General features: G+C 57.8%; 25 protein-coding genes, 1 tRNA gene and 4 pseudogenes. 20 read left to right on the forward strand and 10 right to left on the reverse strand.

From position 1 onward, the window contains the following. Positions 1 to 31: 31 nt before the first annotated feature. From ybgC to F3J44_RS22450, 10 genes and pseudogenes are all read left to right on the forward strand, one after another. Positions 32 to 497, forward strand: a pseudogene (ybgC, locus tag F3J44_RS22405) (tol-pal system-associated acyl-CoA thioesterase). 19 nt (positions 498 to 516) lie between these two features. Beyond that, complete coding sequence (gene tolQ / locus F3J44_RS22410; RefSeq protein WP_205300076.1) at positions 517 to 1,182, forward strand: protein TolQ; 666 nt, start codon at positions 517 to 519, stop codon at positions 1,180 to 1,182. Between the two features lie 14 nt (positions 1,183 to 1,196). Beyond that, on the forward strand, positions 1,197 to 1,649 hold the full coding sequence (gene tolR / locus F3J44_RS22415; protein WP_008090221.1) for a protein TolR: 453 nt from the start codon (positions 1,197 to 1,199) through the stop codon (positions 1,647 to 1,649). Continuing rightward, entirely contained in the window at positions 1,649 to 2,725 is a 1,077-nt protein-coding gene (gene tolA / locus F3J44_RS22420) for a cell envelope integrity protein TolA (RefSeq protein ID WP_167068947.1), read from the forward strand. The genes tolR and tolA overlap by 1 nt, the downstream gene beginning before the upstream one ends. Beyond that, entirely contained in the window at positions 2,722 to 4,023 is a 1,302-nt protein-coding gene (gene tolB, locus F3J44_RS22425; protein ID WP_167068944.1) for a Tol-Pal system beta propeller repeat protein TolB, read from the forward strand. Before tolA ends, tolB begins: the two co-directional genes overlap by 4 nt. Positions 4,024 to 4,077: 54 nt before the next feature. Next, on the forward strand, positions 4,078 to 4,575 hold the full coding sequence (gene pal / locus F3J44_RS22430; RefSeq protein WP_023381906.1) for a peptidoglycan-associated lipoprotein Pal: 498 nt from the start codon (positions 4,078 to 4,080) through the stop codon (positions 4,573 to 4,575). 12 nt (positions 4,576 to 4,587) lie between these two features. Continuing rightward, a complete protein-coding gene (ybgF, locus tag F3J44_RS22435) occupies positions 4,588 to 5,397 on the forward strand; it encodes a tol-pal system protein YbgF (RefSeq protein WP_255432096.1) in 810 nt (269 codons plus the stop codon). Between the two features lie 172 nt (positions 5,398 to 5,569). Beyond that, on the forward strand, positions 5,570 to 6,217 hold the full coding sequence (queE, locus tag F3J44_RS22440) for a 7-carboxy-7-deazaguanine synthase QueE (RefSeq protein WP_167068938.1): 648 nt from the start codon (positions 5,570 to 5,572) through the stop codon (positions 6,215 to 6,217). A gap of 17 nt (positions 6,218 to 6,234) precedes the next feature. Next, positions 6,235 to 6,909 carry a 7-cyano-7-deazaguanine synthase QueC gene (queC, locus tag F3J44_RS22445; protein WP_167068934.1) on the forward strand — a complete coding sequence of 225 codons (675 nt, stop codon included), beginning with the start codon at positions 6,235 to 6,237 and terminating at the stop codon, positions 6,907 to 6,909. 61 nt (positions 6,910 to 6,970) lie between these two features. Further along, positions 6,971 to 7,046, forward strand: a tRNA-Lys gene (locus F3J44_RS22450). A 63-nt stretch (positions 7,047 to 7,109) separates the two neighbouring features. Here the strand turns inward: F3J44_RS22450 and mobH are convergent. The 5 genes and pseudogenes from mobH to F3J44_RS22470 all read right to left on the reverse strand — a co-directional run. Next, a pseudogene (mobH, locus tag F3J44_RS22455) lies at positions 7,110 to 7,808 on the reverse strand (MobH family relaxase); the annotation flags it as partial. A gap of 108 nt (positions 7,809 to 7,916) precedes the next feature. After that, positions 7,917 to 8,537, reverse strand: a complete 621-nt coding sequence (locus F3J44_RS22460; protein ID WP_167276210.1) for a hypothetical protein — start codon at positions 8,535 to 8,537, stop codon at positions 7,917 to 7,919. A gap of 114 nt (positions 8,538 to 8,651) precedes the next feature. Continuing rightward, entirely contained in the window at positions 8,652 to 9,017 is a 366-nt protein-coding gene (locus F3J44_RS30415) for a type II toxin-antitoxin system RelE/ParE family toxin (protein ID WP_205300064.1), read from the reverse strand. 106 nt (positions 9,018 to 9,123) lie between these two features. Beyond that, positions 9,124 to 9,583: pseudogene (locus F3J44_RS29950) on the reverse strand (conjugal transfer protein TraG N-terminal domain-containing protein); the annotation flags it as partial. Beyond that, entirely contained in the window at positions 9,513 to 10,052 is a 540-nt protein-coding gene (locus F3J44_RS22470; protein ID WP_167276213.1) for a TIGR03757 family integrating conjugative element protein, read from the reverse strand. The pseudogene F3J44_RS29950 and the gene F3J44_RS22470, both read right to left, overlap by 71 nt. Before the next feature lie 419 nt (positions 10,053 to 10,471). Here F3J44_RS22470 and F3J44_RS22475 point away from each other — a divergent pair, with 419 nt between their 5' ends. Next, positions 10,472 to 11,149, forward strand: a complete 678-nt coding sequence (locus F3J44_RS22475) for a site-specific integrase (protein ID WP_167276216.1) — start codon at positions 10,472 to 10,474, stop codon at positions 11,147 to 11,149. Positions 11,150 to 11,219: 70 nt separating this feature from the next. Here the strand turns inward: F3J44_RS22475 and F3J44_RS22480 are convergent, their stop codons facing one another. Beyond that, positions 11,220 to 11,678 carry a helix-turn-helix domain-containing protein gene (locus F3J44_RS22480; RefSeq protein ID WP_167276218.1) on the reverse strand — a complete coding sequence of 153 codons (459 nt, stop codon included), beginning with the start codon at positions 11,676 to 11,678 and terminating at the stop codon, positions 11,220 to 11,222. 818 nt (positions 11,679 to 12,496) lie between these two features. Here F3J44_RS22480 and F3J44_RS22485 point away from each other — a divergent pair. The 9 genes from F3J44_RS22485 to F3J44_RS22525 all read left to right on the forward strand — a co-directional run bounded on the left by F3J44_RS22485 (position 12,497) and on the right by F3J44_RS22525 (position 17,305). Then, complete coding sequence (locus tag F3J44_RS22485) at positions 12,497 to 12,856, forward strand: hypothetical protein (protein WP_167276221.1); 360 nt, start codon at positions 12,497 to 12,499, stop codon at positions 12,854 to 12,856. Between the two features lie 113 nt (positions 12,857 to 12,969). Next, positions 12,970 to 13,233 (forward strand): hypothetical protein, encoded by a 264-nt coding sequence (locus tag F3J44_RS22490; RefSeq protein ID WP_167276224.1) that lies wholly within the window; start codon positions 12,970 to 12,972, stop codon positions 13,231 to 13,233. Between the two features lie 93 nt (positions 13,234 to 13,326). Next, on the forward strand, positions 13,327 to 13,542 hold the full coding sequence (locus F3J44_RS22495) for a hypothetical protein (protein ID WP_167276226.1): 216 nt from the start codon (positions 13,327 to 13,329) through the stop codon (positions 13,540 to 13,542). Positions 13,543 to 13,788: 246 nt separating this feature from the next. Next, entirely contained in the window at positions 13,789 to 14,001 is a 213-nt protein-coding gene (locus F3J44_RS22500; protein ID WP_167276229.1) for a hypothetical protein, read from the forward strand. 119 nt (positions 14,002 to 14,120) lie between these two features. Further along, a complete protein-coding gene (locus tag F3J44_RS22505) occupies positions 14,121 to 15,302 on the forward strand; it encodes a hypothetical protein (protein WP_205300065.1) in 1,182 nt (393 codons plus the stop codon). Positions 15,303 to 15,412: 110 nt separating this feature from the next. Further along, the gene (locus F3J44_RS22510; protein WP_167276230.1) at positions 15,413 to 16,093 is read left to right on the forward strand and encodes a serine protease; all 681 of its coding nucleotides are present in this window, start codon (positions 15,413 to 15,415) and stop codon (positions 16,091 to 16,093) included. A gap of 97 nt (positions 16,094 to 16,190) precedes the next feature. Further along, on the forward strand, positions 16,191 to 16,349 hold the full coding sequence (locus tag F3J44_RS22515; RefSeq protein ID WP_205300066.1) for a hypothetical protein: 159 nt from the start codon (positions 16,191 to 16,193) through the stop codon (positions 16,347 to 16,349). A gap of 91 nt (positions 16,350 to 16,440) precedes the next feature. Beyond that, positions 16,441 to 16,749 carry a hypothetical protein gene (locus F3J44_RS22520; RefSeq protein ID WP_205300067.1) on the forward strand — a complete coding sequence of 103 codons (309 nt, stop codon included), beginning with the start codon at positions 16,441 to 16,443 and terminating at the stop codon, positions 16,747 to 16,749. A gap of 10 nt (positions 16,750 to 16,759) precedes the next feature. After that, a complete protein-coding gene (locus tag F3J44_RS22525) occupies positions 16,760 to 17,305 on the forward strand; it encodes a hypothetical protein (RefSeq protein WP_205300068.1) in 546 nt (181 codons plus the stop codon). Between the two features lie 723 nt (positions 17,306 to 18,028). Here F3J44_RS22525 and F3J44_RS22535 read toward each other — a convergent pair. The 4 genes and pseudogenes from F3J44_RS22535 to F3J44_RS22550 form a co-directional block, all read right to left on the reverse strand. Further along, on the reverse strand, positions 18,029 to 18,598 hold the full coding sequence (locus tag F3J44_RS22535; RefSeq protein ID WP_167276233.1) for a GNAT family N-acetyltransferase: 570 nt from the start codon (positions 18,596 to 18,598) through the stop codon (positions 18,029 to 18,031). Next, positions 18,598 to 18,993, reverse strand: coding sequence for a hypothetical protein (locus F3J44_RS22540; protein ID WP_167276236.1), 396 nt, complete (start codon positions 18,991 to 18,993; stop codon positions 18,598 to 18,600). The genes F3J44_RS22535 and F3J44_RS22540 overlap by 1 nt, the downstream gene beginning before the upstream one ends. 37 nt (positions 18,994 to 19,030) lie before the next feature. Then, a complete protein-coding gene (locus tag F3J44_RS22545; protein ID WP_167276238.1) occupies positions 19,031 to 19,333 on the reverse strand; it encodes a hypothetical protein in 303 nt (100 codons plus the stop codon). Positions 19,334 to 19,514: 181 nt separating this feature from the next. Further along, a pseudogene (locus tag F3J44_RS22550) lies at positions 19,515 to 19,709 on the reverse strand (hypothetical protein); the annotation flags it as partial. Positions 19,710 to 19,951: the final 242 nt, after the last annotated feature.

The following is a 19,951-nucleotide window of genomic DNA, read 5'->3' on the forward strand; positions in this document are numbered from 1 at the left end:
GATTGGCAAGCTGAGGAGTAAGCACTAGAGTATGCGCGCGCAAAATGGCCTGGAACCGTTCGCTCACCGTTGTCGCGTCTATTACGAGGACACCGATGCCGGTGGCGTGGTGTATTACGTCAATTACCTGAAATTCATGGAGCGCGCGCGCACCGAACGCCTGCGGCACCTGGGCTTTTCCCAGTCGCAACTGGCCGAAGACAACCTGTTGTTCGTGGTCCATTCCAGCGAAGCCCGCTATCACGCGCCGGCGCGCCTGGACGACGAGCTGCGGGTTACCGCGCAAGTACTTGAACTCAATCGCGCCAGCCTGCGCTTCGTGCAGCAGGTCTGGCGGGAAAAGGATGAAACGCTGCTCTGCGAAGGGCAGTTCCTGGTGGCCGCCGTGCGCGCCGACACTTTCAAACCCCGAGCCATACCTCCCCAGCTGCGCGACGCCTTTGCGGCAGACGGCTCGGGTACTCAATCGAACGCAGGAGAATAAGCGTGGAAGCTAACGTCGTCGACCATACCTCCATGTGGAGTCTGGTCAGCAATGCCAGCGTGGTGGTACAGCTGGTAATGCTGACCCTGGTGGCCGCATCGGTCACCTCATGGATCATGATCTTCCAGCGCAGCACCATGCTGCGTGCCGGTCGTCGTGCGCTGGATGCCTTCGAGGAGCGCTTCTGGTCGGGTATCGACCTGTCCAAGCTGTACCGCCAGGCAGGCAGCAACCCCGACCCGGATTCGGGCGTGGAGCAGGTGTTCCGTGCCGGCTTCAAGGAATTCTCGCGCCTGCGCCAGCAGCCGGGCGTTGACCCGGACGCGGTCATGGAAGGCGTTGGCCGTGCCATGCGCGTGGCCATCTCGCGTGAGGAAGAGAAGCTCGAGCAGAGCCTGCCGTTCCTCGCCACCGTCGGTTCCACCAGCCCGTACATCGGCCTGTTCGGCACCGTGTGGGGCATCATGAACTCGTTCCGCGGCCTTGCCAGCGCCCAGCAGGCCACCCTGGCCACGGTTGCCCCGGGTATCGCCGAGGCCCTGGTGGCCACGGCCATTGGCCTGTTCGCGGCCATTCCGGCGGTAATTGCCTATAACCGCTTCGCCGCCCGCAGCGAAGTGCTGATCGGCCGTTACTACACCTTCGCCGACGAGTTCCAGGCGATCCTGCACCGTAAAGTGCACACCAGCGAAGAGTAAGCAGGTACTAGCCCATGGCCCGAGTTCGCCACAAACGCAAGCCCGTCGCCGAGATGAACGTGGTGCCCTACATCGACGTGATGCTGGTGCTGCTGGTCATCTTCATGGTGACGGCGCCGATGCTCAACCAGGGCGTCAAGGTCGACCTGCCCAAGGTTTCCAGCGAAGCCTTGCCGCAGGACAACAACGTCCAGATCCTCACCATCTCCATCAAGGCCGACAAGACCTACTACTGGAACCTCGGCAGCGAAGTCGACACCGACAAGCAGATGGACAAGGCCATGACCTTGCCGGACATGACCAGCGCAGTGACCAAGATCATTGCCGCCGGTCGCGACCAGGGCAAGCAGACCCAGGTCTTCATTCGTGGCGACAAGGCTGTCGACTACGGCGCCGTCATGGGCGCCATGGGCGGGTTGCAGAAGGCCGGTGTCGGTAACGTTGGCCTGATTACCGAGGCGCCCTGATGCAACAGCGAGAGCCATCCGCCTCGGAAAGCTACTTCTGGCCCAGTGTCTGGGCCATCGGCCTGCATGTGCTGGTGTTCGCATTGCTGTTCGTCAGCTTTGCCATGACCCCTGAATTGCCGCCTTCCAAGCCGATCGTTCAGGCTACGCTGTATCAACTCAAGTCCAAGAGCCAGGCGACGACCCAGACCAATCAGAAGATTGCCGGGGAAGCGAAGAAAACCGCCTCGCGCCAGACCGAAGTCGAGCAGCTGGAGCAGAAGAAGGTCGAGCAGGAGGCCATCAAGGCCGCGGAACAAAAGAAAGCCGACGCCGCTCAAAAGGCCGAGCAGGCACGTGAAGCTGCCGAGGCGAAGAAGGCCGAGGAAGCGGCGAAAGCCGCCGAAGCCAAGAAAGCCGCCGAGTCCAAGAAGGCCGAGGAGGCGAAGAAGGCCGCCGAGAAGCAGCAGGCCGACATCGCCAAGAAGAAGGCCGAGGAAGAGGCCAAGAAGCAGGCTGAGGAAGAGGCCAAGAAACAAGCAGCCGAGGAAGCCAAGAAAAAGGCCGCCGAGGACGCGAAGAAGAAAGCAGCCGAGGACGCCAAGAAGAAAGCGGCGGCCGAGGACGCGAAGAAGAAGGCAGCTGAAGAGGCCAAGAAAAAGGCCGCTGCAGACGCCCAGAAGAAAAAGGCACAGGAAGCGGCCCGCAAGTCGGCGGAAGACAAGAAAGCCCAGGCCTTGGCCGAGCTGTTGTCCGACACCACCGAGCGGCAGCAGGCCCTGGCCGACGAGCAGGGTGACCAGGTGGCCGGCGACTTCGACGACCTGATCCGCATGCGCGCGGCCGAGGGTTGGGCACGTCCGCCTTCCGCGCGTAAGGGCATGACGGTGACCCTGCAGGTCAGCATGTTGCCGGACGGCACCGTTACCGGTGTCAGTGTGGTCAAGTCCAGTGGCGATGGCCCGTTTGACAGTTCCGCGGTGGCAGCAGTGAAGAACATCGGTCGCTTGACCGAGATGCAGGGTATGAAGCCGAGCGATTTCAACCGTTATCGTTCGTTCAAGATGACATTTACACCTGAGGATCTAGCGTTGTGATTAAACTCCTTCGAGGAATGCTGGTCATGCTCTGCTGCGTGGCTGGCATGGCCATGGCAGAGGAAAAGAACATCCTGGTCACCAGCGGCAGCGACCGGGCCACGCCCATCGCGGTAGTGCCGTTCGGTCTGCAGGGTGGCAGCGTGCTGCCGGAAGACATGGCCGACATCATTGGCAACGACCTGCGCAACTCCGGCTATTACTCGCCGATCCCGCGGCAGAACATGATCAGCCAGCCGACCCAGGCCAGCGAAGTCATCTTCCGCGACTGGAAAGCCCTGGGCGCCCAGTACGTGATGGTTGGCAGCATCGTGCCGTCGGGCGGTCGCCTGCAGGTGCAATACGCGCTGTTCAACGTTGCCACCGAGCAGCAGGTGTTGACCGGTAGCGTTGCGGGCAGCGTCGACCAGCTGCGCGACATGTCGCACTACATCGCCGACCAGTCGTTCGAAAAGCTCACCGGTATCAAGGGTGCGTTCTCTACCCGCATGCTGTACGTGACCGCCGAGCGCTTCTCGACCAACAACACCCGCTACACCCTGCAGCGTTCGGACTACGACGGTGCCCGCGCAGTGACCCTGCTGCAGTCGCGCGAGCCGATCCTGTCGCCGCGCTTCGCGCCGGATGGCAAGCGCATCGCCTACGTTTCGTTCGAGCAGAAGCGCCCACGCATCTTCATCCAGCACATCGATACCGGCCGCCGCGAGCAGGTGACCAATTTCGAAGGCCTGAACGGTGCACCTGCCTGGTCGCCTGATGGTTCGCGCCTGGCGTTCGTGCTGTCCAAGGACGGCAACCCGGACATCTACGTGATGAACGTGGCATCGCGCCAGATCAGCCGCGTTACCGCCGGCCCCGGTATCAACACCGAGCCGTTCTGGGGTAAAGATGGCAACACCCTGTACTTCACCTCCGACCGTGGCGGCAAGCCGCAGATCTACAAACAGTCGGTCAGCGGTGGTGGTGCAGAGCGTGTGACGTTCGTGGGCAACTACAACGCCAACCCGAAACTGTCGGCGGATGAAAAGACCCTGGTCATGATCCATCGCCAGCAGGGCTTCACCAACTTCAAAGTGGCTGCCCAGGACCTGCAACGTGGAAGTGTAAAGATTCTCACGGAAACAAGTCTTGATGAGTCGCCCACTGTTGCGCCAAACGGCACCATGCTAATCTACGCCACCCGCCAGCAGGGCCGGGGAGTCTTGATGCTCGTGTCGCTTAACGGCCGTGTGAGGCTCCCACTTCCTACCGCTCAAGGCGAAGTCAGAGAACCGTCCTGGTCCCCTTACCTGAACTGATTGCGGCGTAATACGTTTTGCTTAACACACTGGGGTTTCATTAGGAGTTTCACGATGGAAATGCTGAAGTTTGGTAAATTTGCTGCGCTGGCTCTGGCCATGGCCGTAGCTGTAGGTTGCTCCTCGAAAGGCGGTGACAACGCTGGTGAAGGCGCTGTTGATCCGAACGCTGGCTACGGTGCCAACACTGGCGCTGTCGACGGTTCCCTGAGCGAAGAAGCCGCCCTGCGCGCAATCACCACCTTCTACTTCGAATACGACAGCTCGGACCTGAAGCCAGAAGCCATGCGCGCTCTGGACGTTCACGCCAAGGACCTGAAAGCCAACGGCAACCGCGTTGTTCTGGAAGGCAACACCGACGAGCGCGGCACCCGCGAGTACAACATGGCTCTGGGTGAGCGTCGTGCGAAAGCCGTTCAGCGCTACCTGGTTCTGCAGGGCGTTTCCCCTGCTCAGCTGGAACTGGTTTCCTACGGCGAAGAGCGTCCAGTTGCCACCGGCAACGACGAGCAGTCCTGGGCTCAGAACCGTCGCGTAGAACTGCGTAAGTAAGTTCTTATGCGTATGTGCCGTCGTGCTGTAACCGTCCTCGCACTCAGCCTACCGCTTTCGGCGTGGGCTGCGGTTCCTGTAGTTGATGACAACGGGGGTGCTTACCCACCTTCCGGTTATGGCACGAGCGGCGCCTATGCCGGCGCAGGGGCTTCGACCCCTGCCTCGGCACAGGGCCAGCTGTTCATGCAGCTGCAACAGATGCAGGATCAGCTTTCCCGCCAGCAAGGCATCATCGAAGAGTTGCAAAACGATGTGTCGCGCATGAAGCAGGAAAACCTGGAGCGATACCAGGACCTGGACCGTCGCATCAACAGTGGCGCCGCGCCTGCCGCGACTCCCGACAATTCCTCCACCGGTGGCGCACCTGTTGCCCCCGCCGGTGCTGCAGCAGGTGCCGCTGGCGCCGCTGCACAACAACCGGCCGCCAGCAGTGAGCCGGGTGATCCAGCGAAAGAAAAGCTCTACTACGATGCTGCTTTCGACCAGATCAAGCAGAAGGACTTCGACAAGGCCAGCCAGGCGTTCAACGCCTTCCTGCGCAAGTACCCGAACAGCCAGTACGCCGGCAACGCCCAGTACTGGCTGGGCGAGGTGAACCTGGCCAAGGGCGACCTGCAAGGCGCCAGCCAGGCATTTGCCCAGGTCAGCCAGAAGTACCCCAAGCACAGCAAGGTGCCAGACTCGTTGTACAAACTGGCTGACGTCGAGCGCCGCATGGGCCACACCGACAAGGTCAAGGGTATCCTGCAGCAGGTCATTACCCAGTACCCAGGTACTTCTGCCGCGCAATTGGCGCAGCGTGACTTGCAAAAGCTGTAAAGCCTGTAGGACTTATCTGCACCGTTCGAAAGAAACCCGCGCTTGCCGCGGGTTTTTTCGTTAGAATCACTGCCCTTTTATAAACACGCTGCTGCGGATAACGCCATGTCGAGTCCGCTGCAGTGCCTGACGGAGGCGGACAGCCTGTTTAGCTGTCACGCCCGTGGCGAGCATGCAAGACACATTACGCATCACCGAAGTCTTTTACTCTTTGCAGGGTGAAACGCGAACGGCTGGGCTGCCCACGGTATTCGTGCGCCTGACCGGTTGCCCCCTGCGCTGCCAGTACTGCGACAGTGCCTATGCCTTCACCGGCGGCACCATTCGCACCCTCGATTCGATCCTTGAGCAGGTCGCAGGCTTCAAGCCGCGTTATGTCTGCGTCACCGGTGGTGAGCCACTGGCCCAGCCCAATGCCTTGCCGTTGCTGCGGCGCCTGTGCGATGCCGGCTACGAAGTGTCGCTGGAAACCAGCGGCGCCCTGGACATTTCCGGCACCGATGTGCGGGTCAGCCGCGTGGTCGACCTCAAGACCCCAGGTTCCGAGGAGTCGCACCGCAACCGCTACGAGAACATCGAGCAACTGACCCGTAACGATCAGGTCAAGTTCGTCATCTGTTCCCGTGAGGACTACGACTGGGCGGTGTCCAAGCTGATCCAGTACAACCTCGCCGAGCGCGCGGGTGAGGTGCTGTTTTCGCCCAGCCATCACCAGGTAAGCGCCAGCGACCTGGCCGACTGGATCGTTGCCGACAACCTGCCCGTGCGTTTCCAGTTGCAGCTGCACAAGCTGTTGTGGAACGACGAACCCGGACGTTGATTGAAAGAGTGAACGACATGACTGAGAAACGCGCGGTAATCCTGCTGTCCGGCGGCCTCGATTCGGCCACGGTGGTCGCCATGGCCAAGGCCGAAGGCTACAGCTGCTACACCATGAGCTTTGACTACGGCCAGCGCCACCGCGCCGAGCTCAACGCCGCCGCCCGCGTCGCCCGCGACTTGGGCGTGGTAGAGCACAAGGTAATCGGCCTTAACCTCGACGGCATTGGCGGATCGGCCCTGACCGACAGCAGCATCGATGTGCCGGAAAGCCCTAGCGAAGGCATCCCAGTCACCTACGTGCCCGCCCGCAACACCGTGTTTCTGTCCCTGGCCCTGGGCTGGGCCGAGGTGCTGGAGGCGCGTGACATCTTCATCGGCGTGAATGCCGTGGACTACTCCGGTTACCCGGACTGCCGCCCCGAGTTCGTCGAGGCCTTCGAGCGCATGGCCAACCTGGCCACCAAGGCCGGTGTCGAAGGGCAAGGCTTCCGCATCCAGGCGCCGCTGCAGAACCTGAGCAAGGCGCAGATCGTGCAGGCCGGCATGGCCCGTGGCGTGGACTACAGCCTGACCGTGTCGTGCTACCAGGCAGACAACGATGGCCGGGCCTGCGGCAAATGCGACAGCTGCCGCCTGCGTGCCGAAGGCTTCAAGGCCGCCGGTGTAGACGACCCGACGCGCTATATCTGAAGAAATTATTGATGGGGTGTTGATTTCTCGTTAGAAATCAGTATTATACGCGCCACCCAACGGGTCGTTAGCTCAGTTGGTAGAGCAGTTGGCTTTTAACCAATTGGTCGTAGGTTCGAATCCTACACGACCCACCATATGCCGTAAGCCAGAGCCCGCGATCAGAAATGGTCGCGGGCTTTGTCGTTTCTGGGGCGCCGCGATCCCGTGTCGGCTTGGATGACGATATCAGCAAGAATGCCGACATGCTCATATTGTCCCGCAAACAAGTAGATCAGTGGTGTCCAGAGTTCAGGAAACCCGCTGAGCCAGTCCAGGATTCCATTGTCCAGGACCTGGGTGTAGATAAGCGCCGAGGCTGCACCATGCAGCTGATACTCGCGGCCCTTCACATATTTGAACCGGTAAGGTCGTGTGATTGGCCCGTGCCACGGATGCCAAAGCTGCCCACCGTCAAGCTCCACTCGCACATCTACAGCTATCTTCCCGAGGTCATGGAGCAGAGCCCCATAGGCTGCGGCAGCAGTCCAGGCTTCCGCTTGAGCTGACTGCGACTCTGAAGGTGCGCCTATGGGCAGCAGGTGCGTCTGCCGAATCTTCAGGGCGTAAGCCATGATCTCCAGGCCGTGGTCCAGTAGCCTCCCAAGGTGAGCGTGGTGGTGATTCTCAGATGCAGGGAGCAGCTGCACCAGTTCAGCGTAGCGCTCGAGTGGCTTGAGGTAGAGGGTGTTGAGCTGAGCTCGCGAGAGCGAAGCCCGACGCCAGATGTTCTCCAGGAGCTGCTGACGGAGAGGGCTCTCCAGTAAGGCTGCAGCCTTCGCCGGCAGGTGAAAACCTTGCGGCGAGGCTTCTGGCGATGGTTTGGCCGGGCGGCGGCCTAGCCATGAGAGGAGGTGCATAAAGTGCTCCATGGGTGTGCATGGAGCGGGCTTTTCGCTTACTGCCAAGATGGCGTCAACGTTAAAGCAAATTTCAGTCGTTGCCGATTTCGTGGAAAATTGCCATCTTCATGAGCCTGGGCTTGGCATCTTCCAGCTCGGTTTTTGGTTGCTGCTCAGTGCCGGAGGGGCGGGTTTGAGTTGTTGTCGATACTGTTCAAGGCTCATGCTTCCTACGAGTTTCCCGGACTTTGAAATCCCCATGACAGTCTGCATACTTTCAGCGGAAACATGGGCTGCATTCTTTTGTCCGCCGCTGCCACGGGCATCGGCTTTTCTGAAACTCTGCAGTTTTAACAAGTAATCCATGAAAACCGAGTGTGTTACGCCGGTTTTCATAATGTCGGTTGTTTTTTCCTTATATGTGCTAGGGTCGAAATATTTTTGGTTTCCGATTAACAGTTCTTCGGTTTCAGATAGACTTCCATAAACTATCCAGTGATGGTTATAGCCGTTAAGAGCCTCTGCAGCTGCCTCGTAGTTTTTGAAAATTGTTTTCTCCGATGCAATCTCAGAGAAGTCCTTCTTGAACTCGATGAGTATGAGCATATTGTCTTTGCCAAAAACACCATCGCCAGATGAGCGTTCATGCCTGCCCGCGATCGGCGCTGCGAAGTCCAGTAAATCGTTGTATGCAAGTTCGATCACAAAATCGTACTCGACAGTCTTTTCCCACCAGGTTGGTTGCATTTTAGTCTCCTTGGATTTCTTTACGGACAACGTCCGCCTTTTCGGATAAGGCTTTACCATTCTGCCCCATTCCATTTTCCCTTTCAGCCCATTTGCCCTTGAGCCATTTACCCTTTAGGGCTGATGGAGATGCTTCAGGTATGGGGCTACTTCCATTGCGTCATGCAGCAACCTGATGATCTCAACAACCTGGTCGCTACCTATGCGGTAAAACACGATGTGGCGGGGCCTAATCACGCGACCGTCACTCAGCTTCAGGATGTTGAAAGCCAGATGAAGGCTGTGAAGGCCAGGCGAAAGTTCACTTCGGATTGTACTGTTAATGTGTGCTGGTTCCTCAGCAAGGGATTGGAAGGTAACCTGCAGCAGGTTTTGATACCGATTCGTGATGGTCTTACCCAGCCTAACCTTCGTGAGTCGAAGGGTGTCGGCGATGTCGGTCTCAGCCTGGGGAGTAATGCGTACCACAGGTCTCATCATGCCTGTTCACTCGCGAGACGACCAAGGGTGTAGAGGTAGGCTGCGAGATTGGAAGGATCGACTTCGGCGTACTGGCCCGCCTCAACCTGCATAATGCCCGCAGATGTGCCAGTTGAAACCAAAAGTCCAGAAAGATTAAAGCGAATATCGTTACTGACATGGTCATGGCGACTTTGAGTTGATACGCGCCGATGATCAGTACCAGTGGAATGCAGATGATCATGGCCATCTAGAGGAAGGCGACTACCATCGGTAGGGCCTGGCGGACCATGTCCATAGCTGGGAAGTAGGCCAATGAGCCGACCGCGACCCCAAGTGTTCCTCCTGCACGCGCAAGGCCATTCCAAATCGTTCCATCAATCTGCCCACCATAGTCGGTGGACGTCGCCGTTGACCTGGCTGGATGGAGATACGAGCTGGCGAATCATCGAGTCGGTTACCTCTTCCTGGGACAGCCACTCTGCCCACCCAAGGAACTGGTCCAACAGGCTTGGGTCAACCTGGGCTTTCAGCCGGTCCCGAAGGCCAACGCTCCCATCCGACCACCACTGTTTGCAGGTCGGGTACCGAAAAAGACATTGCTGATGTGATGACTGCAGCCAAGGTACGTCGTGGAAGACGCCTCATCATCGCTTGAATGGATTCGATGGCCGCAGCCACGTTTGGTTGGCCGTCCACCACGAACTGGCGATTGATCACGACCGCTGGGACCTTCATTACGCCGGCGCTCCAGGCATCAGTAGTGCCTTGCTGAGCAGATGCAAGTTGTCGCATCAACTCAGCTCCGGCTTGCGTTCTCATCAGTTGCTGTGCAGCTGGGGCGGCTTGATGTGGGTTGGGAGGCGGTTTTCGGGACATCTCTCCCTCAATGCGCTGTTTGTCATCGAGTTTGATGACACGTACATCTGCTGGTATCGAAGTCAGTGGATGGAAAGAATCGGTTACGGCCCAGGTCTCGGCATGGGTACCGCCGCCGGCCAACGTGGTGACGAGCACAGCGAGTGCTCGCACCGCTCGCGGAGGGTTGTTGATCATGGCACTGCACCTCAAAGGGGGGACCCGAACAGGAAACCGGATCAGACCTTTAGGCGCAGCAGGAAATAGGAAACAGGGTCGGCTCGGATTTATTGCGGAAGAAACGCCACGAAGGCGCTGGAGTACATCCTGAATTGGGTCGTTTCGGTGGTGATGAATTGATTGGCCATGTGGGTTGTCCTGGGCGTTTGGTTTGATGAGCCAGTATCAAAGTGAACTGCCTGTGTCATCGGGCGGGATCGAGACAGAGAGCAAAGCCATCAGCCCCTATACTTGGGAATGAGGAGAGGAGTATTTGTCGATCACCTGCGATTTTCCGTGAACACCACAGCACGCGGGCCTGTAAGCTGTTCAGGAGGCCCGCTGCCAGCTCTCTCAGGATCGTTCGCGATTCGTCACCAATCCTGACAGAGAGCACCATGACTGCATCCATCCGCCGAGCAACATCCCTTCGCCCTGGACAATTCAAGCACTTGATCCGCGTTGCCTCCGTCACCGGCCGCATGCCTGAGCGTGACGTGATGCTGCTATGGCTCACGCACACCACTGGTATTCGCGTCACTGAGCTTGCATTGCTGGAGGTGGCCGATGTGCTGTACCCAAGTGGTGTTATCAAGTCTGAGGTGTATTTGCGCGCAGGCATAACCAAGGGCTGCCGACCACGTAATGTGTACCTGACCCATGCTCGATGCATCGCCGCGCTTGATGCGTGGTTTACGGTTCGTTCTCAGCGCCGTTGGGGACTTTCAGGATTAAACGAATACAGAAGATTCCGCCCAGGTTCAAAGCTGGTCACTTCACACAAGGGGCAAGCCTTTGAGCTGGCCTTTAAACATCGCGAGTTAGAAAATGGGCCAGAGGTTTACCGGGCTTGCGATTCGCTCCAGCAGACCATCAGCAGGCTCTACAGGCAGGCCGGTATCAAGCTCGGTTCGTCGCACAGTGGTAGGCGTTCACTAGCGGCTAAAGTTCTAGCTGCAACTGGCGAGGTGGAAGTCGTGCAGACAATCCTTGGTCACGCGTGTCTTGATCACTCAAAGCCGTATCTAACAGTTGATCAAGCGACGATCCGACGAGCATTTGAGGTCGCCTTGTAGGATGGTATTCATCGACTTGCCTGACGCTCGCTTCGCGTCTTGTTGTTGATTGTGCGGGGCGCGCAACGGGCTAACTTCTTGACTTGTCTTTTAGCGCACGGTAACCCGCCGCTATGCCAAGGCCAGCCATACCTACCAAACCTCCCACCGGGCCAAGGACACCTAGTAGCGGAAGTAGGGCTAACAGTTGAGAGTTATTGAGCGATACCACTCCCTCAGCTTCGGTCAGAGTATCGCGGTTTAGTGCCACCGTTATCCCTTGCTCGTGCAATTTGCCCAATATTTCTTCGCAGGTCCGCAAAATCTCGCTCAGGGGTATCCCAAGAAAGGTCGATACCCTGACCATCTGCTCTAAGGTGAGAGCAGATTCACCTCGCTCGATACGCGACCATGTCGAAATTGCAAGCCCCATATGCTGGGCAATGTCTGACTGAGTCGCAGCTGGTTCTCGAGATGCCCGCAGCTCCGCGACAACCGTTCCGAATATGCTTTGGAAGGTCGTTCCCATCCCGGTGGCTAAGTTAGCCATTAGTGTTCTCCTCATCAATCATGCCCAATTCTACTCGGTTTTGAGCGGCAAACGTACTTTTTCGTCAGGTTGCTATTTGCATTAGAGAGCGTGTGGGCGTATTGTGCTCTCCATGCCTTGCCCTGTTACGGGCAAGAAATGCCCTTCTGTAGGAAACCTCTTATGAGCAGAATGCCAACCTGGAAAGACGTCCCGAGAACTCCTGCTGGTCTCTTTGCGTCACGACAGGCTTGTATTCCTCAAGCCACGTGCAGCCGTCCCCCCGCAGCGGTTGAAGTGGTGAAAACGGTTACGATCACAACCGCGAGGCAGACTGCGAGTGAAGTTGCAAAAGGAGCGGTGAGGAGCACAGCTCCTGTCGCGGCAGCCTTTGTGATTGCAGAAGCTACGTATGCGATCGTGCAATGCTCACGAGGTAAAATCTCCAAGCGTGAGGCGATTGGGAGGTCCGTCAGCAGTGCCGCAGGCGGAGCATCGGGTGTAGGCGGTGCAGCGTTGGGCGCTGTAATAGGCACGGTTATTTTTCCTGCCGTTGGTACCGCAGCTGGTGCCTTTATTGGAAGCGTCATTTGCGGTATTGCTGGGCGGTGGGGTGCTGATAAGGCCCTGTCACAAAGCAGATTTGCCCCCAAGGCAATTTAAGGGGGGAAACCCGTTGCCCCCCAAGCCCGGCCAAAAAACGGGGTCGAGGACGTATAAATCGACGAGCGCCCTTCGCGAATCGACTTCGCATTTCACTGGACCGGTCCGACAACCAGCAGGTTTTCGAGAGCAAAACGGCCTGCTTCAAGCACTACACCAGTCAAGGAATATTAATCATGATCGAACCGTGGAAAAAAAGCCGAACCCCAGAACTGAAGAAGCTGCTGAAGGAGTTCACAGAGCATTCACCTTCGAATCCAGACGACGACCGTGATCTGACTGGTGAAGATTTCCTATCTGCAACAGATGACAAAACCCGCGAGCTAGTTGGAAGAATTGTTGACGCCAGTCGTGTTGTCCTTTTCGACCACGCGGGGCGAAAGCAGGGGCAATCGCGCGCGGCTATCGCTCGTGCAGGAAACCGCGTCTCAGTGGTTGGTGACCCTTACGACGAAGACGATGGATACAAAACCACCCTTCAGATCGAAACTGAACATGGCGTACTGACGGTTGATGCGCCGCTGGTTGGGCGCTGAGGGGCAGCGAAAAGTCCACTGGTTAACGGAAAACGCGATGGTACGCCCAGGCCCAGCCCATGCTGAGTTGAGGCAATAGAGCCCACCCGCTCAAGATTAAAGGAGCCTCACCCATGAGCACCACCGACCGCAAGCCAGCCCCTGCACAGTTGAAAGCGCCGCTGACCCTGATGCTCGACGGGGTCGCCCTGCAAGACCTCAACGAGTACCGCCAGGCCAGCTATGCCGCGCAATGGCCGCCAGAAGAGACCACTGGCGCCGAGCGCCGGCTATACGTGAAGCATCACCAGCAGTTGGCCGACCAGGCCGCGCTCGGCTTGGCTATGTTCCTGAGCGATCAGGTGACGCGGCAAATCGGCGAGCCTGTCGAATTGTAACTGACCTCCGCCTGCATGCCGATGATTATGGTTGGTCAGTGCCCGATGGAAAGCGATTACACTGGGCCATCATCCACGCAAGGAGCAACAACGATGGTGATTGAAGACGTAACTGAACTGACCCAGGTGAACGGCCAGACCCAGGCCCAGCGCCTGCTCGATGACGGCTGGCGGATTCTGGCGGTATGCGTGATCCAAGATGGCAGCAGCCAATATGCCGAGTACCACCTGGGCCGTGCCAAACCAAGTGAGGACGCAGCCGGCCCTGGCGTCGGCATGCTGATCAGCAAGGCGCGGCTTAAGCAGTAGTGGCATAAGGCTCACGCCCTGCGCGTAAGTGGTCATAAGGTAAACCGTGGCCCCCGCTTTACTGCCGTAGGACCGTCAGTTGGAGGTCATGTGGTCAACGTTTTATGGCGAACCGGGCGGCCACATTGATGCAAGACGGATTGCTTAGGAAAACGTCTAGGTAAACCCGAAGCCCAGCCATCAAGCTTGGCAGCGGCAGCAGAGAGGCGCGGTTTTCGCGACCAGGATCGAGCAGGGGAAAACGGTATGACAGACAGCGAAAATCGGATACTCACGCCTTTGGACGATGAGTGGGAAGCAGAGTTCGACCCTACCTATGACGATAAAACATCGGAAGGTGGCGTCTGGTACGGCAAGACCGATGACGAGATTGTTCTCATCCAAATCGAAGAATTCAAATGGGATGAGCATGAGCAAAACCATCGGAGATTAGATGAGCTCGAAGGCGAGGATGAGTGAGGAAAAGAGCCTCTGATCAGTGGCCCGCCCTTGAGCGGGCTTTGTCAGTGCTAGGGGGCGGCTTTCGCGACTCCGGATACTCTGCTACCGATGGGCTCTACCAGGGTTATATTCCACAGATGAAATCCAACCGTGACGATTTTTCAAAACGGACCAAGAGCGACCTTGCCCTACGGGCGTGTTATCAATGCTCCTTGTGCAAGGAACCGACAGTAGGGCCCAGCGACGAAGCCTCAAATGCGGTGACGATGATCGGCGTTGCAGCTCACATCGCAGCAGCTGCACCTGGCCCTGGCGCTCGCCGTTACGACCATTCGATGAGTCCTGAGCAACGTGGATCAATCGATAATGGGATTTGGCTGTGCGCCAACTGCAGCGTACTCATCGACAGGGACGAAGCCCGATTTACAGCTCAATATCTGCATGAGCTGAAGCTCATCCACGAGGCATCAAAGCGCCTTCAGGGACAAGGTAATGTGAGTTGCGAGGACATCATCGCTATCGGCCCCAGTCTGATAGCGCTGGGTTCAGTATTGCGATTCGGTCCGAATGGATGCCGGTTCCGAATTTCTCACTTCCTAGAAGGTACTATCCGGGAGCTGTGGGCACTGAGCGTGGATTTCAGCAAATGGCCAGATGAGGACAGGTATGTACTTTCAAACGAACTGGGCTATGGCGGGCTGCTTTCCCAGCCACCTTTGATCGAGCGAACAGAGTTCGGGCACGAGGTCACCGTACTAATCCAAGCGGCTACAGATCGCCGGGATGCCATTAAAACCAAAATCATGTGCGGCCACACCGGTAGGATGCTTGATGGCATGAATGCGATGGAGTCGCTATTTAGCAACGTCCTGGGCGTCGCTCACGGCACTTGGTTTGCAGACCTTCATAACGGCAGCTTTATCTCTGATTATTACGAAAGGTATTCAGACTCCGTGTGGCTTAGCAGATTAGTTATGAAGGAGATCATCCGCCTGTCGTTTGTTCCTCGGAAATCCAGATCTGCTAATAAGCAAATGGCACCGCTTGCCTGGGTCAATCGCGTTAATAGCGTTAGCACACCGACCTTTGAGCTTACCGAGCAATATCTGTCCATTCATGTGGATGCGGCGCTCGAAGGCGTAGGTAACTGGTCGGGGGAGTTGCCAGTATTTATTAGTACACCGGAACAATTACAGAAAGGTCGGGAGCAAGCGAAGACAGACGCGTTCATGATTAGCCCTACTGTAAATCAGGGCGTCGTTGAAGCGTTGCCTGTGGACATGAAAACAGCAAGTCGCTTGAAGCTGCTGGGACGCTAATCGCTTTAGCGGCTGCCGCTCTCCCGACCGACGCTAGCGTCTGATCACGGAAAAAGTGTCATGACTGCATCTCGCTCGCTTCAGGTCGCTTAATCCATAAGGAGCTTTTGATGGTCCCTAGAAGCATACTGACTCGTACCTTCCACGTATTGCACTGCGGCGGCATAGGCACGGCATTCACAATTGATGTTGATGGTCGTCAATATCTCGCGACGGCAGAGCATGTGGTCAAAGGGCTCGCATCTGGGTCGAGCATTTCCGTTCACCGCAACGGCTCATGGCAAGAGGTTGCGATCGGTGAGGTTTGGCATTCAACTACAGGCGCCGACGTTTCACTGCTAAGTTTGAAAGAACCACTCTCCCCATCGGAACCGATAGGGCTCGGGACGAGCGCATCCTATTATTTATCTCAGCAAATATATTTCTTAGGTTTTCCATTCGGCCTGCACATGGAAGCGGCTCAGATAAACAATGGCTTCCCGGTTCCTTTTGTCAAAACTGGGATCATCTCAAGCTTTAGCCCGAAGAGTGGAGGCAGCCAACTAATTTACTGCGACGGCTACAACAACCCAGGATTTTCCGGGGGACCTATCGTGGTGATTACGCCCCAGAACCAGGTCTTCGTCATTGGCGTGGTTTCGGGCTATCGCTACAACGAAGATCCCGTTATGTTGAACGGAGCCGATACGGGTTTGACCTATCGGGCCAATACAGGATTGGTCATAGGTTGGGGAATCGACGAGCTCGTAGTTCAGGCCAGGGCGGCCAAGAGCGGGGCGCTCATCTCATGATACGTAACATCGCTCAAGCGCGAGTCATTGGGGCCAGCCGTTTATTGCCAAGATCTGGCGCAAATATATAACTCTGCCATGCTCAGGGAAATCGCCGATGCCTGGCCAACTGAAAGTCCTCCTTGAGCAGATACCGCAGCAGCCTCAGCGCCAGGACTCGACCAAGGCCCAGCTTGCTGACCTGCATGCTTTTGCGAACCGCCTCGGACTGTACGATGCCGCCGACGCGATCAAGGCCATCGTTGGCCGCCAGTAACAGGTAGGAAGCCGTCGCCGCCCCATGCCCGCCTCGTGCGGGCTTCGGCAGTACCAGGGCGCGGGTTTCGCGTCACTACTGAGGGGATGACATGGACAACGCTACTCCCGCAACCGGCCCGCTTGGCGACCTGCCACAGCCGCCGCTTCTGCGTTGCTACCAGGTCGGGGAATCCGATTGGTTTGCCGCCACGTCTGCCGAGCAGGCGTTGGAGCTGATGCGCGAAATCGTCGGCGATGAAGACTGGGACCCGGAAGACTATGAGGTCGAGCTGACCAGCGAGGCGCTGCTTGATAAGCGCTGGCGTGAGGAAGACGAACCCGACGAGGATGCTGGTTCGCTTCGTGAGTGGCTGGCAGAAGCCAAAGAGCCGCGCTGGATCGGCGGAACGGAACCATAGGAATTCGACGATGGCCAGCACACCCACCCACTTCAAGTATCAGTGCCGTATTTGCCAGAAAGAGCACCTGCAGCTGGTACTTCAAGAAGCCCCTGAGAAGACGCCGGTTCCGCGCTGCTGTGGGCGAGATCGGGACATGGCTTTCAAGGGTCACCACTCCCCGACGTTGCAGGTGGCCAGCCAGAGCCTGGCCGTTCTTCGCAAAGCGGGAGATTTTCCAAACAAATCGATTGTCGAGTACGCGACCATCAAAGTAGAGATTCCGCACAGGCTGGTCCCCAGCAATCTGCGCGACGAGTTCTACGAAGATGACGACCTCGTAAAAGGGCTTACAGTGTCACCGACCGGGCGTCTCAGCTACAAAACCCTGTACCTCGACAGTGCTGAATTGGCACAAAAACTTGCGACCAGGGTGGCTGAGCTGTTCAAGAACAGACCCTACCGCGACCATTACAAACTGGAAGTTTCCGTCGAGCGAACCACCATGACGGTCACCGCTACCAAGGGGAAAATTAAACACTCCGCGTTGGTGGCCAGCTACCTTGCTCAGCAATAGGAAAACGCCCGGCTGTTGCATGCTGGCGCGCAATACCACGCAGCAGGAAAAAATCCAGATGAGCAAGCCAAAACTCACCCCAGTGCAGCAGGAGGTTATGCGTTGGCTCAGCCAGAGATGGGAGGCACGTGTTTCCGTTGGATCAGTAGTTGAGATCAACGGAGCCCGTGTTTGCAACTTGAGTACAATGAACGCATTAGCTCGCCTTGGCTTGGTGGAGCGAGAATCCCGAGCGCCTTGCTGGGTGGCAACCGCTGAGGGGCGAAAGTTGAGTCCCAACTTTAGGCCAGAAGAAGACGCCGACTGATCGAGGAAACCGCCGCCATGAGGCTGACCAAGAAACAGGGCATCGAGCTACACGCCTAATTCTCGGGCCGCTGCGCGTGCGAGCTGGGGGAGTGCTGGCACGCCGACCATTTCGAGCCGGTGATACGCCTGCAAGATGAACGTGTGGCCGAGAACCCGCCAAACCACGCCGTTGGCAACATGTTGCCGCCTTCGCCCAAGACGCGAAGGTGTTTGATTCCTCGGCGTTCCTGCAGGTCAGTCAGCTGCAGCTGTGCGCACTCTTCGCGGCGTAGGCCGTGATACAGCAGCACCGCCAAGTCAGCTTGGTCGGCTCGCCGGGTGCGCGGGTTGTTGATATTGGCCAACCATTCCACTGCGGCCGGCACGTGGGCCAGTTGCTGGAACTCCAGCGCGGTCAGCCGGCGTCCAGGGTAATCAGTCCTGTCGGCATGGGCCGTACTCCGCGTCCATGCGTGCCTTGATCGCCGGCCACTCGGGCGAAGCCATCAATTCGCGGATCAGTCGTTCGTGTTCGGGTTCCGGTACCAGGTGCGCCCAGGTCGCCTGAATCGCTGGCTGATCGCCGCTTCTGATATCGCGCTGCAGGTGCACGCCGGCACGGCCCAGACGCTGCTCGGCCTTGGCCCAAAAGCCGGTCGACAGGCCCACTTCGTGCATCGAGGCCAGCGGCAGGCCGTACTGGCGGCTCAGGCACCACAGGGTGGCCAGGCCGAGGCCTTGGCCCTGGTGCGCCGGGTGGATCTCGAATTCGCTTATGTACAGGCGGTCGTTCAGCGGGCTGACGCCGTAATCGATGGTGCCGACGCGCTGGCCGTGCAGCTCGATCGCGGCCGTGACATCCAGCCCGGGAAAGACGAAATTGCCGCGCAGCGCTTCGCTGCGCAGGGTCACCAGCTGCAGGCCGATCGCCGGCGCATCGAGCCGGGCCGCCTGACGACGCTGGAAGAAATCGCGCAGCGGTTCGAAGCTGATTAGCTTAGCCATCACCTACTCCTATCCACCGGGCAGTTGTAGTAACAGTCCGGGTCGACCTTCACGCGCGTGTGTTTCTCTATGGCCACCTCCCACTTATCGGGTTTGCTGACCGAGCGGGACGCATCGAACACTCGTCGAGATTGATACGCACGCGGATCGCCATAGTCGGTCTCCATCAGGACGGAATCACCGGGTTGCAATGCGCGTGCGGGGAGACGCTTTACCAAATAGATGTGACCACCGTCATCGAGCATCTTGATGTCTATGCTCTCGCCGCACTCCATGCAGCACCAGTCTTCTTGGTCTACATCCTCCTCAAGGTCAAGGCCTTGGGTGTTGCAGGTCGAGCAGTTGTAGGACTGGTCCAAGCAGGTTGGAAGGCGGGGTGTACCAGGTCGGGCCATGTGGTGATCCCTCGTCAGGTTATGGTGATAACGTATTTTATCGCTCTATTCTGTCCGTATCGCCAGCGCCTTCCAGCTCTATCACGGTCCCAGCGGCCGGTGCATACCAGTCAACGATCACGAAGCGTCCTCTGCCTGTGGCCGAATCGTACTCCATGAATACACAGTCATCATTCCATTGCTGCAGAGTCCAGCTCAGCTCTCGGTGCGAGGGTAATTCTCCTCCGGCCGCCTCAAGCTCAAACCATCCATGCCCCGAGCCTGCACTTGGAAAGAACCTGCTTGGCAGGTTGCTTTCTTCGTCATTGTTGTCCGTGCCGGTGACCGTGAGTTTGATCATTACCTCGACGACTCCTTGCGCAGTGTGGCCTGGGCGGCGAGTGCATCAATAACTGACAGCAGCGTGTCGCTGTCCACCGGTCCCTCTAGGCAAATGCTCTGGCCGGTCAGGCTGTGATTACCCACCTGGCATTCGAGGGCCCGAGGTACCAGGGCTCGTCGGGGCTTTGCGCAAGACTGGGCATTGGCACCTTCAAAGGGATGTGGCCTTCGTCGGTGAGCGCGATCAGAGGTCGACCTTTGAATTGGTCTCGCTCTGCGATGTTGTTGATAGTGTTCAGGAGCGAGATATAGGCGATAGCCATCTGGGCCTGTTAGCCCTCGCGCGCATAGGTAGCCAGGTCGACGATCGTGATGTCAGCTTTTAACCAATTGGTCGTAGGTTCGAATCCTACACGACCCACCATATGCCGTAAGCCAGAGCCCGCGATCAGAAATGGTCGCGGGCTTTGTCGTTCCCGGGACACCGCAATCCCCTGTAGGAGCGGGCTTGCCCCGCGAAGCAGGCGACGCGGTGGATGGCACCGGCTTTGCCGGTGTTCGCGGGGCAAGCCCGCTCCTACAGGAATATCAGTTAAATCAAATATTTACGATTTGTTCCATAGAAGCCAGCTAGTCC

It is taken from the genome of Pantoea sp. Tr-811, from assembly GCF_011752535.1.
In the GTDB taxonomy this organism is placed as follows: Bacteria; Pseudomonadota; Gammaproteobacteria; order Pseudomonadales; family Pseudomonadaceae; genus Aquipseudomonas.

Bases quoted from the DNA above. Each gene is read 5' to 3' on its own strand.
- tolQ (WP_205300076.1), top strand. From the start codon at position 517: ATGTGGAGTCTGGTCAGCAATGCCAGCGTGGTGGTACAGCTGGTAATG.
- tolR (WP_008090221.1), top strand. From the start codon at position 1,197: ATGGCCCGAGTTCGCCACAAACGCAAGCCCGTCGCCGAGATGAACGTG.
- tolA (WP_167068947.1), top strand. From the start codon at position 1,649: ATGCAACAGCGAGAGCCATCCGCCTCGGAAAGCTACTTCTGGCCCAGT.
- pal (WP_023381906.1), top strand. From the start codon at position 4,078: ATGGAAATGCTGAAGTTTGGTAAATTTGCTGCGCTGGCTCTGGCCATG.
- ybgF (WP_255432096.1), top strand. From the start codon at position 4,588: ATGTGCCGTCGTGCTGTAACCGTCCTCGCACTCAGCCTACCGCTTTCG.
- queE (WP_167068938.1), top strand. From the start codon at position 5,570: ATGCAAGACACATTACGCATCACCGAAGTCTTTTACTCTTTGCAGGGT.
- queC (WP_167068934.1), top strand. From the start codon at position 6,235: ATGACTGAGAAACGCGCGGTAATCCTGCTGTCCGGCGGCCTCGATTCG.
- F3J44_RS22460 (WP_167276210.1), bottom strand. From the start codon at position 8,537: ATGCAACCAACCTGGTGGGAAAAGACTGTCGAGTACGATTTTGTGATC.
- F3J44_RS30415 (WP_205300064.1), bottom strand. From the start codon at position 9,017: ATGATGAGACCTGTGGTACGCATTACTCCCCAGGCTGAGACCGACATC.
- F3J44_RS22470 (WP_167276213.1), bottom strand. From the start codon at position 10,052: ATGATCAACAACCCTCCGCGAGCGGTGCGAGCACTCGCTGTGCTCGTC.
- F3J44_RS22475 (WP_167276216.1), top strand. From the start codon at position 10,472: ATGACTGCATCCATCCGCCGAGCAACATCCCTTCGCCCTGGACAATTC.
- F3J44_RS22480 (WP_167276218.1), bottom strand. From the start codon at position 11,678: ATGGCTAACTTAGCCACCGGGATGGGAACGACCTTCCAAAGCATATTC.
- F3J44_RS22485 (WP_167276221.1), top strand. From the start codon at position 12,497: ATGATCGAACCGTGGAAAAAAAGCCGAACCCCAGAACTGAAGAAGCTG.
- F3J44_RS22490 (WP_167276224.1), top strand. From the start codon at position 12,970: ATGAGCACCACCGACCGCAAGCCAGCCCCTGCACAGTTGAAAGCGCCG.
- F3J44_RS22495 (WP_167276226.1), top strand. From the start codon at position 13,327: ATGGTGATTGAAGACGTAACTGAACTGACCCAGGTGAACGGCCAGACC.
- F3J44_RS22500 (WP_167276229.1), top strand. From the start codon at position 13,789: ATGACAGACAGCGAAAATCGGATACTCACGCCTTTGGACGATGAGTGG.
- F3J44_RS22505 (WP_205300065.1), top strand. From the start codon at position 14,121: ATGAAATCCAACCGTGACGATTTTTCAAAACGGACCAAGAGCGACCTT.
- F3J44_RS22510 (WP_167276230.1), top strand. From the start codon at position 15,413: ATGGTCCCTAGAAGCATACTGACTCGTACCTTCCACGTATTGCACTGC.
- F3J44_RS22515 (WP_205300066.1), top strand. From the start codon at position 16,191: ATGCCTGGCCAACTGAAAGTCCTCCTTGAGCAGATACCGCAGCAGCCT.
- F3J44_RS22520 (WP_205300067.1), top strand. From the start codon at position 16,441: ATGGACAACGCTACTCCCGCAACCGGCCCGCTTGGCGACCTGCCACAG.
- F3J44_RS22525 (WP_205300068.1), top strand. From the start codon at position 16,760: ATGGCCAGCACACCCACCCACTTCAAGTATCAGTGCCGTATTTGCCAG.
- F3J44_RS22535 (WP_167276233.1), bottom strand. From the start codon at position 18,598: ATGGCTAAGCTAATCAGCTTCGAACCGCTGCGCGATTTCTTCCAGCGT.
- F3J44_RS22540 (WP_167276236.1), bottom strand. From the start codon at position 18,993: ATGGCCCGACCTGGTACACCCCGCCTTCCAACCTGCTTGGACCAGTCC.
- F3J44_RS22545 (WP_167276238.1), bottom strand. From the start codon at position 19,333: ATGATCAAACTCACGGTCACCGGCACGGACAACAATGACGAAGAAAGC.